11 protein-coding genes are annotated in these 10,430 nt (G+C 27.9%); 2 read left to right on the top strand and 9 right to left on the bottom strand.

The window, feature by feature from the left end; translation table 11 throughout:
* Positions 1–2 precede the first annotated feature (2 nt).
* Genes NON08_RS06125 through NON08_RS06085 form a run of 9 tightly spaced genes read right to left on the bottom strand, consistent with a single transcriptional unit; the run spans position 3 to position 8,707 of the window.
* Complete coding sequence (locus tag NON08_RS06125; RefSeq protein WP_256690554.1) at positions 3–1,199, bottom strand: glycosyltransferase; 1,197 nt, start codon at positions 1,197–1,199, stop codon at positions 3–5.
* A complete protein-coding gene (locus tag NON08_RS06120; RefSeq protein ID WP_256690553.1) occupies positions 1,177–2,259 on the bottom strand; it encodes a glycosyltransferase family 9 protein in 1,083 nt (360 codons plus the stop codon). Before NON08_RS06120 ends, NON08_RS06125 begins: the two co-directional genes overlap by 23 nt.
* A complete protein-coding gene (locus tag NON08_RS06115; RefSeq protein WP_256690552.1) occupies positions 2,259–3,008 on the bottom strand; it encodes a lipopolysaccharide core heptose(II) kinase RfaY in 750 nt (249 codons plus the stop codon). Before NON08_RS06115 ends, NON08_RS06120 begins: the two co-directional genes overlap by 1 nt.
* Positions 3,001–4,014 carry a glycosyltransferase family 9 protein gene (locus NON08_RS06110; protein ID WP_256690551.1) on the bottom strand — a complete coding sequence of 338 codons (1,014 nt, stop codon included), beginning with the start codon at positions 4,012–4,014 and terminating at the stop codon, positions 3,001–3,003. Before NON08_RS06110 ends, NON08_RS06115 begins: the two co-directional genes overlap by 8 nt.
* 19 nt (positions 4,015–4,033) lie before the next feature.
* Positions 4,034–4,996 (bottom strand): hypothetical protein, encoded by a 963-nt coding sequence (locus NON08_RS06105; RefSeq protein WP_256690550.1) that lies wholly within the window; start codon positions 4,994–4,996, stop codon positions 4,034–4,036.
* Positions 4,986–5,666 (bottom strand): CatB-related O-acetyltransferase, encoded by a 681-nt coding sequence (locus tag NON08_RS15100; RefSeq protein ID WP_413774027.1) that lies wholly within the window; start codon positions 5,664–5,666, stop codon positions 4,986–4,988. Before NON08_RS15100 ends, NON08_RS06105 begins: the two co-directional genes overlap by 11 nt.
* A gap of 15 nt (positions 5,667–5,681) precedes the next feature.
* Positions 5,682–6,458, bottom strand: a complete 777-nt coding sequence (locus NON08_RS06095; RefSeq protein ID WP_256690549.1) for a polysaccharide deacetylase family protein — start codon at positions 6,456–6,458, stop codon at positions 5,682–5,684.
* Positions 6,455–7,600 (bottom strand): glycosyltransferase, encoded by a 1,146-nt coding sequence (locus tag NON08_RS06090; RefSeq protein WP_256690548.1) that lies wholly within the window; start codon positions 7,598–7,600, stop codon positions 6,455–6,457. The genes NON08_RS06095 and NON08_RS06090 overlap by 4 nt, the downstream gene beginning before the upstream one ends.
* Positions 7,601–7,615: 15 nt before the next feature.
* The gene (locus NON08_RS06085) at positions 7,616–8,707 is read right to left on the bottom strand and encodes a glycosyltransferase family 9 protein (protein WP_256690547.1); all 1,092 of its coding nucleotides are present in this window, start codon (positions 8,705–8,707) and stop codon (positions 7,616–7,618) included.
* Between the two features lie 118 nt (positions 8,708–8,825).
* On the opposite strand from NON08_RS06085, the gene NON08_RS06080 reads away from it, so the two are divergent.
* Together NON08_RS06080 and NON08_RS06075 are read left to right on the top strand one after the other, a co-directional pair.
* Positions 8,826–9,335, top strand: coding sequence for an Mn2+dependent serine/threonine protein kinase (locus tag NON08_RS06080; protein ID WP_256690546.1), 510 nt, complete (start codon positions 8,826–8,828; stop codon positions 9,333–9,335).
* 157 nt (positions 9,336–9,492) lie between these two features.
* Positions 9,493–10,422 carry an omptin family outer membrane protease gene (locus NON08_RS06075; protein WP_256690545.1) on the top strand — a complete coding sequence of 310 codons (930 nt, stop codon included), beginning with the start codon at positions 9,493–9,495 and terminating at the stop codon, positions 10,420–10,422.
* The last annotated feature ends 8 nt before the right edge of the window (positions 10,423–10,430 follow it).

Raw genomic sequence — 10,430 nt, 5'->3', positions numbered from 1 at the left:
ACTTAGCTATTTATTATTGCGTCATACTCTTTCATAATTTTACTAGCTTCAAAATCCTTTGATCTTTCCTTTGCAACAACTTCATACTTCTCTCTAATATCTTTTTCTTTTAAAAGTTCTGTTAACTCTTCGCCTAACTTTTTATAGTCTCCTACAGAAAATATCTTTCCATATCTACCATTCCCCAATATCTCCTTTGGCCCAACTTTACAATCAGATGATATAATAGCTTTTCCTAAAATAGCAGCTTCTACTATAACTAATCCAAACCCCTCATACTTAGAACTGTGTACAAAAAGTTTGCTGTTTTTCATCCATATATATGGATTAGTAGTTTTTCCAATAAGTATAACTCTATCTTTTAAACCATTTTTTATAATTATCTCCTCTATCTCTTTTCTATTAGGTCCATCTCCCACTATATATAGTTTTTCAGACACGCCATTTTCCATAGCTATTTTATGACCTTTTATTAAAGTATCATAGTCTTTTTGAACTGTATCCAATCTAGAAACTGCTATAATATAGTTATCCTTTAAAAGTCCTTTTTGCTCTTCTGATAAACAGCTATCATCAGTTGATAGATCTATAATTCTTTTAAAGTTAAATGGATTATATGCTCTTTTTATACGATTTTTTAAATGTGGATAGATCTCCTCCATCTCTTTTTTCATATCCTCACATATAGCTACAACTGCATCATACTTTGATAGATTTTTTCCAAATCTAACAATCTTTGACTCCTTTTTTAAAAGTTTTGGAATAGAGTTATGTATCCAAACTATTTTTTTCTTAGCTTTTAATTTCTCAACATATCTTCTAGCTCCCCAATCATAATCTACAAAAACATCTATCTCTCCATATTTTTTCTCAATCTCTCTTAGTACCTCTTGAGTTTTAGATATTACAAAACTATGCTCTTTACTCATTAAAAGATTATACATCAATTTATGGTAGATATTTTTCTTTCTTTCTCTATGATAGTGAGTCTTTTCAATTAAACTTTCAGGTTTTAAAAAATATACATCTATCCCTTTTGGAACTTGATTTAAAAATACATTTTCATTTCCTGAGTCATCCTCTATAATTAATGAGATATTATATAACTCTTTATTTAAGTTTTGTAACATCTCTATTAACACTCTCTCTAAGCCCCCCATTCGAAGGCTTCCACTTCTAACAACTAAGTTCTTTTTCATGTTTTACCTCTTCTAGAGCTTTTTTAAACTCTTCAACTGTTATACTATTTATAATTTCATTTGGATAATCACTATCCTCAACTTGTGGATTAACTCTCTCTGGAGTTAAGATCTTTATCCAAGGTACGTTGTGAACAAATAATCCACCTTTTTCTCTAAATAAAACAATGGCATCTTTTCTTGTAACAAATGAAAAATTATATAATCCCGATTCAAATCCAATAAATAGATAGCTTTTTGAAACTAACTCAAAAACCTCTTTTAATGATGTTTTATCCACTAAGTTTTCTATATTTCCATCTTTTAATATACTTAAGATTTTTTTAGCGTAATTACTTTGTCTCTCTCCATTTCCTACTAATACTATCTTTTTATTAGGATACTTAAGCTGTATCTCTTTTAAGTATTCTGCCATTAGTAACGGTGAACACACTCTCTCTTTTTCTGTAGATCCCACAGCTACAACTATGTTCTCCTCTCCACTTCCAAAAATATTTTTTAAATCTGGAATTAGCTCCTCTGCTTTTATATCTTTATTCAATATCTCTTTTGCCATTTTACTAACTTGTCTCATAACGTAGTCATCTTCTATTACATAGCTTTTTGTGTAGTATTTATTATTTCTCTCCACTTGCCAACTTAAATCAGCTCTTCCAACTCTCTCTGGAATAAATAGATTTCCCACTGTTATATCATTGGTAAATTCTAAATTTATATATTTTGAAAATCCCATGCTATTTAACTCATACATCTTTTTTAATCTTGGAAAAAACTTTTTTCTTTCATCTCTAGAGTATCCTATAGTTTTATATCCTAGCATCTCACCAAGTTTTGTATATTCACTTTTCATTAAAACAGATATATTCTCTTTTCCATACTCTTTCTCTAATAAGCTCATCAATTTCGTTCTAACTAAAATATCTCCAATCCCATCACAACTTTTTATTAAAATCTTTCCTTGAGGCTTAAAACTGCTCTTAAAAAAACTTAGTATAAATCTAATAAAATAAAGATTTATCCCCTCTTTCACATATGATTTTTTAAGATACTTTTTATCCATTAAATTTTCCACCCCTTATTTCGTAATTTAACTTTTAAACCTCTTATTTTTTTTACCACTGAAAGTTTTTTAAAATTTTTTATTATATAAGCTAATCCATACCCAAAATCTCTTTTCACTTTATATTTTTCCTCTACATCATAACCTTTTCCTAAAACTAGAAGATCATTTTTTAAAGTTAAAATATCATAAGCTCTTTTAAAATGCCAAATTTTCTCACTTTTAGCTTGAGTATCTATAATTTTTATTCCATCTTTTGTTTTTATAAAATTCGATGTATTTAGATCACCATGGTATATACCACTTTTATGAATTTTTTCAACTATATCCATAATAACATCTATATCCTCTGTTGTTTCTATAGCCTCTCCCTCTATATAATCCATAAGTATAAAACTCTCTTGTAAAAAAAGGCCTCTTTTAACCATTATAGCTAGTGGCTCTATAAAAAAATCCAACTCCATTTTTTTAGCTCTATCTATATTTATAAAACTCGTAAGTCCCTCTCCTTTTTTAAAAAGTGTTTGAACTTTTCTTTGGGGTATCACTGTTTCAGCTTTAGGAGATTTTAAAACAAAACTTCTCCCATCTATCTCTATTTTAGCAACATAGTTTCTCTCTGTGTTTTTATATTCATCTATAACAGAGTACTCCTCATTTAAAACTTTTTCAGCTAACGCCCTATTCTCATCCTTTTTAAAATAGATTGAAAACTCTTTATATTTAATTTTCTTTATTTTTTCATTCATCTATATTTAATACCTCTAACCCTTCCTGTATTTGAGATAAAGTTATACTATTTAGCAAATCACATCCATATTTGCTCTCTTTATATGGATTCTCTCCCTCTCCTAAAAGAGTCACACACCCTATAAAATCATGTTTCCATGTTTTAAATTTAGTCCAGTGCAGACATATATATTTAGTTTTTAAAGTAAATGCTGCATTGGTCAATCCTGAATCATATCCTATGAAAAACTTAGATTTAGCTATATACTCTAAACTTTCTAAAAGAGATATTTTATCAACTAAATCCACTGTATTTTTAACTTTTATATATTTAGATAACTCTTTTTGATAAAGAACTTGAGTTTTTCCACTTCCTAATAGGATTAACTTTGACTCTGGATATCTCTCTCCTAAATAGTTTATTATCTCTGCCATTTTCACAGCTGGCATAGTCTTAATTCTTGCAGCTGATCCTATTCCAACAGTTATTATATTCTCTTTTTTTAAATTATCAAAGATATATCTTAAATCTGGAACTAACTCCTCTACCTGTATATCTTTATTTAAAATCTCTTTTAAAAAATCTTTATGATACTCTAATATATATTTATCCTCAGCGTTTTTTATTCTATATTCTATTTTATCATATGAGTTTATAAACTCTTCAGATACATTTTTTTGGTCATGTATAAAATATATAACTTTTTTATATTTAAATCTATTTAACTCTCTATATAATCTCATTCTCTCTATAGTATTTTTATATCTATCTACAAATACGTTATATCCTTGCTTTAAATATATATCTTGCCACTTATCTTTGCATAGAATATGTGTGTTATTTTTTCCATAAAACTCAGCTATCTTCTCTATACTTTTTACTTTTAAAAGATTATCTCCTAAAGCATCCATTGTTACTATCAAAACTTTATTCCTGTCATCTTTTTCTGCAACAACTTTTTCACACGCCTTTTTTATAAGCATATCTGATAGATCTCTTCTAAAGTGTGACCATTTAAACGCCATGTTCCCCTCCATTTAAAATTTAACTTGTTAAAACTTCTCTTACAAAACCCTCTATAGAATATCTATCTACTATACTCTTATCCACTTCCTCATAATCACACTGGAAAAACTCTTTAGGAATAGAATCTACATCCTCTATAGAATCTATTATAAATATATTTTTCGGATTATAAAAGTCATAATTTATAATATCTTTATTTTCTGTGATTAACTTTGTGTCACTAGCTAAACACTCAAAAGTTCTAAGAGTTAACCCCCTTTGTGTATAGTAATTAAGCTCTATTACAACTTTAGACTTTCTAACTTTCTCTATATTCTCCCTATAGGTCATCTTTTCAAAAGTTAGTATCTCTTGATCATTGTAGTTATCATTTAAATACTTTTTCTTTATAAAAAGATTAAAATCATAACTCAATTTATTTTTTAAACAATATTTTTTAAAGCTCTCTATAAAATCATATCTTTTCTTCTCTCTCAAAGCTCCTAAGTAATAACAGTCTAGCTCTTTTTTCTCTTCCTTTGTATCATCTACAAAAAAACTTGGTCTAAATTTCAGATTAAACTCTTTAGAATCATCTTTTTCAAAAGTATATATCTCATCATATCTTTCTCGAGCACCTTTTAGATACTCCTCTCCTGTTTTATCAAAAATGTACTTTACACATTTTATAGAGGGTGAGTTTTCTCTTATTCCATTTAAAATATTTTTTGAAAGACACTCTCCACCAATAGATAACAAATAATCATAATTTTTTATTTTATTCAGTTCTTTTTTTATTAGAAAGTTAGATATGTTTTTTCCTAAAAAACCTATTTTTTCAAGATTTTTTATCACAGTATTAGTTAGGTTTTTTTTTACAGGAACTCCATTTCTATTTACAATTAAAACCTCTTTAAAATCCTTTAACAATCTTTTTTCTATAGCCATATAGTACTCTGAAAATATCCTATCTATAGCTATTATTAACTTTTTATTTTTCATTTTCTATTATCTCCATAAATTTCTTTATATCATGGAAATAATAAGCATTTTTTTCTATCCAAGATATATCTTTATTCCACCATTTAAAATCCAACAATTTTTTTATATTCTCTTCTGAAAATCTTTTTTTCAATACCTTTCCTGGAACTCCTCCTATAATAGAGTAAGGTTCAACATCTTTAGTCACCAATGCTCCTGCACCTATAACTGCTCCATCTCCTATTCTTACTCCATTTAATATTTGAACCCCATCTCCTATCCAAACATCATTTCCAATTTCAATTATATACTCCTCATCAACTCTTTTTAACCCCTCTTTTTCAACTATATTTTCATAGTTAAATCCAATGTTTTTTTTAGCTCTACTATGACTAAAAGGGTGAGTTGAAACATACTCTATGGGATGATCTCCTATAACAGCAAGAACTCTTACTCCAATAGAGCAAAATCTTCCTATCTTGCAACTTGGCAGTTTACAATCACTACCTATATAACTTCCTAAACCAATATATGATCTATCTATATTTGTGTTGTCACCTATTGTGTTTTTACCTTCAAATTCAGTTTTTCTAATTTTAACATCTTTATCTAAAAAAACCTCTTTTTTCTGAAGCTTTTTCACTTGTAGCACGTATCTTATTTTTTTCTTAATATTGTTAAAAAACTTCATTATCACTCCCTGAGTTTATAAATAAGTATCTACAAACTCCTTATTTCCTCTTTTTTTATACTTATATGGTAGATACTTTGGTGATATTTTTCTTAAAAAGTCAACTAATGAAGTTTTATCTATTGCCGTTCTTCTAATATCATATAAGTTTTCATCTATAAATCCTGTTCCACTATCTGTTGAAACTGCATATTTATATCCTGCAAGTTCCACAGCTTTTTGTATTCTTTTAGAGTTATGCCCATAGGGATATGCAAAACTTACTAACCTCTCCCCTATTATTTTTTCAATATCTCTTTTATTATTTTCAATCTCTTTTTTCAAATCCTCATCTGATAATTTTACCATACTAGGGTGAGTTAAAGTATGTCCTCCAAACTCTATTAGGCCACTTTTGTGAAGCTCTTGCACCTCTTTTTCTGACATTAGATCAAATCTTTTCTCTCCCATATCATCAGCTGTCCAAGTATTATAATTAACTCCTGTCACATAATATATTACAGCTTTCATATTAAACTTTTTAAGTACTGGGTAAAGAATTGTATAGTTATCCTTATATCCATCATCAACTGTTATTATTATATACTTTTTTTCTCTTCTCTTCTCTAAACCTATTTTTTCTAAATCTCTAAAAGTTATTGTTTCATATCCTAAAAATTTTAAAATCATAAGATGTAGTTCAAAAACTTTTCTGGTTACAAAAAGCTTTATTTTTCCTCCATCCTCTGCCTTTTCAACAAATTGATGATACATTAAAATTGGGATATCTCCATGTTTTCCTATTTTCATCATAAGCTATCTATAAACTCCTCTATTCTCTCTTTTGCTGGGCCTCTAAAAAACTCTTTTCCACCCTCTTTAGATTTTTTTTCATACATACTTTTAAATCCTCTATCTCTTATAAGCTTTAAAAGTATCTTTTCTAAATCTCTTTCTACACTTTTTATTAAAATACCATTCTCTCCATTATTTAAAACTCTTTTTGAACCAATATTCTCTTTAGATATAACAACTTTTCCAAAAACCATAGCTTCAGCTAAAACTAAAGAAAAAGATTCTGCTTTTGAGCTTTGAACATAGTACTCACAACTTTTTATATATGGATATGGATTTCCTTTACTTCCTAATAAAAAAACTCTATCCTCTAGATTTAATCTCTTGATAGTTCTCTCTAGGTTATCTTTCTCTTTTCCATCTCCAATTATAACAAGATTTAATGTACTTTCACTTTTATCTAAAAACTTTTTATAGCCCTTTATTAAAGCTAAAAAATTCTTATTCTCTGTTAGAGATCCCACTGATAGAATATACTGTCCTAGATTTTTTTCTTCAATACTCTCTTCGCTTAGTTTTAAAATATTTTTTTCATCTATAAAGTTTTCTATAGTTTTCATTTTAATATTTAAATGTGAATAATTTTTTTCATAGCCTTTTTTCATCTCATTATTAACTGAAACTATACTATTGTATTTAGCCATATTTCTATGTTTTCTCTTATTTTTTAAAACTCCGCCCTCTCCAGCGTGAGACCATCCTACTACTTTCTTATTTTCTAGATCCAATCGATCAATTTTTCTTAATAGTCCCAAATTATAGTCTATTATTATCTCTTTATCCTCTACTAATCTAGAGAGTTTTCTAATGGCTATCTCTTTTTTTCTTATAAGATCTATTGAGTATAACAACTTTCTAAGAGGATTTTTACTACTCTTATTTTTTTCAATTCTATTCATAATACTTTTAGATGTTAAAAATCTATAATTTACATAATTTGGAATATCTTTTTGAAAAAAATTCTTTTCTCCCTTATTTTCTTCAATAAAAAGTTCTAAATCATATTTTTCTGGAGACAATACTTTTAAAAACTCAATAAGCATTTTCTCCTGACCCCCTACAGAGATATTTCCTGTACAAATCCCTATTTTTTTCTTCAAACTTCATCCCTCTTTCTAAATCTCATCTATATTAAATAGATTAATATCAGTTTCTTCTCCTATCTTTTTATTTAAATCCATAGAAAAAATTTGTTTAGCCTCTTTATAATTAGGAGCCCATAACTCCGAGTTTGTATCCTCTTCACTATCTGCTCTATAAACTGCTGTCATTGGTTTTTTAAACGCCGCTGCTATATGGACAATTGATGTATCTGGTGTTATCACATAATCAGCGTGTTTTATTAACTCTACAACTTCTAAAATTCCAGAAAGAGTTGGATATTTTACCCTTCCTGTATCTCCTAAAGCATCTATAATCTCCTCTATCTCCTGCTTTTTACTAGGTTCACCTATAAAAAGAAGCATACCTTTTGTATCTTTTAAGATCTTGCTACTTATCTCTAAAATTTTCTCCACATTAAAACTTCTATGTTTACTAGCTGCATAAGGGTTAAGTATTGTAAAACTCTCTGGATTTCCAAGTTCACGAAGACGTCTTTTTATCTCATCTTTTACAACTATTCCTGTATATATTTCATAACTTAAATCTGGATTTTCTATTCCTAGAACTCCTAATACATTTTTATACATATCTGTTATATGCTTTCTACTATCTTTTCTATAACTTAAATCAAATAGATTCCATCCATCTTTATCTAACCCTATATTTATCTTAGCTTTACAAAGATTTATAAACTTCATTTGATTAACTCTTAACATCTCAGAAAAATCTACAAGGACATCATAGTTTTCTTTAGCAATCTCATTTGCTAACTCACTTTCCTTGCCTTTTTTATAGTTGTAGATAACTTTCACATGGGGATTAAACTTTATTATATCTGTAGCTGCTCCTCTACTTACAACCCCTATTTTAACCTCTGGATATCTCTTTTGTATCTCCCTAAACATAAGAGTGTTTATAACCATATCCCCTATTTTCCCATCATAACGTAAAAAAAGAATAGACTTTACTCTACTCATGTCAACTCTATTATCTTTTATTAGTTCTAGATGCTTCTCAGTTTTTCTGTCCCAAAGTTTTCTACCTAAATTCAATCTTATTGGCCGCAGAAAATCTTGGATAACTCTATTTAATTTTCGAATCATATTCCCCTCACTAAACTATCTATTTTATTTTAATTATAACACATTTTGACTATTTTTTTTATATTTTAAGAAATTTATGCTATAATAAACGTACTTTTTATTATTTATTGGAGGTTGTATGGAAACAATAGTCACCCACCCTAGAAGTTCAGTTTTTTATGATAAAAATCGTGATATATTTATAAAAAAATTTACTCCTAAGATAAGTAGCAGAATTAAATATTTTTTTAGATTAAGAAAATATCCCGGTGAAAATTTTTATTACATTTCAACTTTTTTAAACTCTTTAAATATAAAGACTCCCACAGTAGTTAAGCATTTAAACTATTCTGTAGAAACTAAGAATATAAAGGGAATCTCTTTAGAGGAGTTTATAAAAAACAATCCCACTGATAAAGATATCATAAATAAATTTACAACATTGGTAATAACTCTAATAGATAACAGTATTTACTGTGGAGATTTAAGTTTAGATAATTTTATGGTTAAAGACAACGAGATCTATGTTCTTGACCTAGAGGATTATCGTCATGTAAAGTTTTTTAAACATAACAAAGATGAATTTTTAAGAAGACTAAAAGGAAAAGTCCCTAGAGAGATTTTTGAAAATATTATAGAGAAGCTATAAACCACTTAATTAATTTTAAGTGGTTTTTTTATTTTATCCATATTTTTTAAATTTTGATGTGTTATTTTTAGTAGTTCGTGTTAGAAAAAATAATTTTTGTATTCTGTATACTAAAATATACTTGAAAGAAAATAACTATAAAATTTAAGGGGGGGTTATGATTAAAAAAGAACTCTTATTTCTGCTTACTTTTGCCTCTACTGGAATCTTTGCACAATCTAACGAGACCTTTAACTTCTCTTTAGGAACTGTTAATGGTAGTGCTAAAGAGTATGTCTATGTCCCTGAAACAGGAGAAAAGGTTAGTTCCTTAGATTGGAAGATTAAAAATATTCCTGTTTTTATACTTAATTACACACACACATTTAATAATATAGAGCTTGGAATGAATCTTAAGAAAAACTTTAACTCTACATCTAGTGGACATATGAAGGATTACGACTGGTATTCATCAGAGGACAGTGAAGATAGTGCTGGAAAACTTTCAAACTTTAGCGATAACAAAAACTATCTAGATGATCTTTTAATGTTTGATACAAAGGTTAAATACTGGTTTTATCACAATGAAAACTTTAAATCTGGACCTATCTTAGGATTTAAATATGATTACTTTAAGTTTTACGCCAAAGGTGGAGATCAATATAACTATAAGTTAGATGGAACAACTTCTATATATAAAGGTAACTTTTCTAAAAAAAGTATTGAATATTCACAGAAGTTTTTCACACCGTATATAGGTTATGCAGCTTCATACAAGTATGAAAAGCTAGTTTTAGATTTAGAAATTAAAGGCAGTTTCTATGGAAAAGCTAAAGCTAAGGATAAACACCTTGAAAGAGGTCCTATGGAAGCTAAAGAGAATTATAAGGATGTTAAAAACTTAGCCTTTAAACTTGCTGCTACATATACTATTACAGAATCTATTGATATAAATGGAAGTTTTGAATATTCAAAACAATTTCAAAATAAAAAATCTACTACTGATTTCATAACTGAAGATGGAGAAAAAATCAGTGGAATTAAAAATTTAGCAGGTATAAAAAATAGCAACTATATAGTATCTTTTGGTGCTACGTATAAGCTTTAAAATTTAGG

The sequence above is a fragment of the Cetobacterium sp. NK01 genome (assembly GCF_024506395.1).
Classification (GTDB): domain Bacteria; phylum Fusobacteriota; class Fusobacteriia; order Fusobacteriales; family Fusobacteriaceae; genus Cetobacterium_A; species Cetobacterium_A somerae_A.
This window is presented reverse-complemented; position numbering and strand designations above follow the sequence as displayed.

Excerpts from the sequence above, each read along its gene's own strand:
- NON08_RS06125 (WP_256690554.1), bottom strand. The coding sequence starts at position 1,199 with ATGAAAAAGAACTTAGTTGTTAGAAGTGGAAGCCTTCGAATGGGGGGC.
- NON08_RS06075 (WP_256690545.1), top strand. The coding sequence starts at position 9,493 with ATGATTAAAAAAGAACTCTTATTTCTGCTTACTTTTGCCTCTACTGGA.
- NON08_RS06105 (WP_256690550.1), bottom strand. The coding sequence starts at position 4,996 with ATGAAAAATAAAAAGTTAATAATAGCTATAGATAGGATATTTTCAGAG.
- NON08_RS06110 (WP_256690551.1), bottom strand. The coding sequence starts at position 4,014 with ATGGCGTTTAAATGGTCACACTTTAGAAGAGATCTATCAGATATGCTT.
- NON08_RS06085 (WP_256690547.1), bottom strand. The coding sequence starts at position 8,707 with ATGATTCGAAAATTAAATAGAGTTATCCAAGATTTTCTGCGGCCAATA.
- NON08_RS15100 (WP_413774027.1), bottom strand. The coding sequence starts at position 5,666 with ATGAAGTTTTTTAACAATATTAAGAAAAAAATAAGATACGTGCTACAA.
- NON08_RS06095 (WP_256690549.1), bottom strand. The coding sequence starts at position 6,458 with ATGATGAAAATAGGAAAACATGGAGATATCCCAATTTTAATGTATCAT.
- NON08_RS06115 (WP_256690552.1), bottom strand. The coding sequence starts at position 3,008 with ATGAATGAAAAAATAAAGAAAATTAAATATAAAGAGTTTTCAATCTAT.
- NON08_RS06120 (WP_256690553.1), bottom strand. The coding sequence starts at position 2,259 with ATGGATAAAAAGTATCTTAAAAAATCATATGTGAAAGAGGGGATAAAT.
- NON08_RS06080 (WP_256690546.1), top strand. The coding sequence starts at position 8,826 with ATGGAAACAATAGTCACCCACCCTAGAAGTTCAGTTTTTTATGATAAA.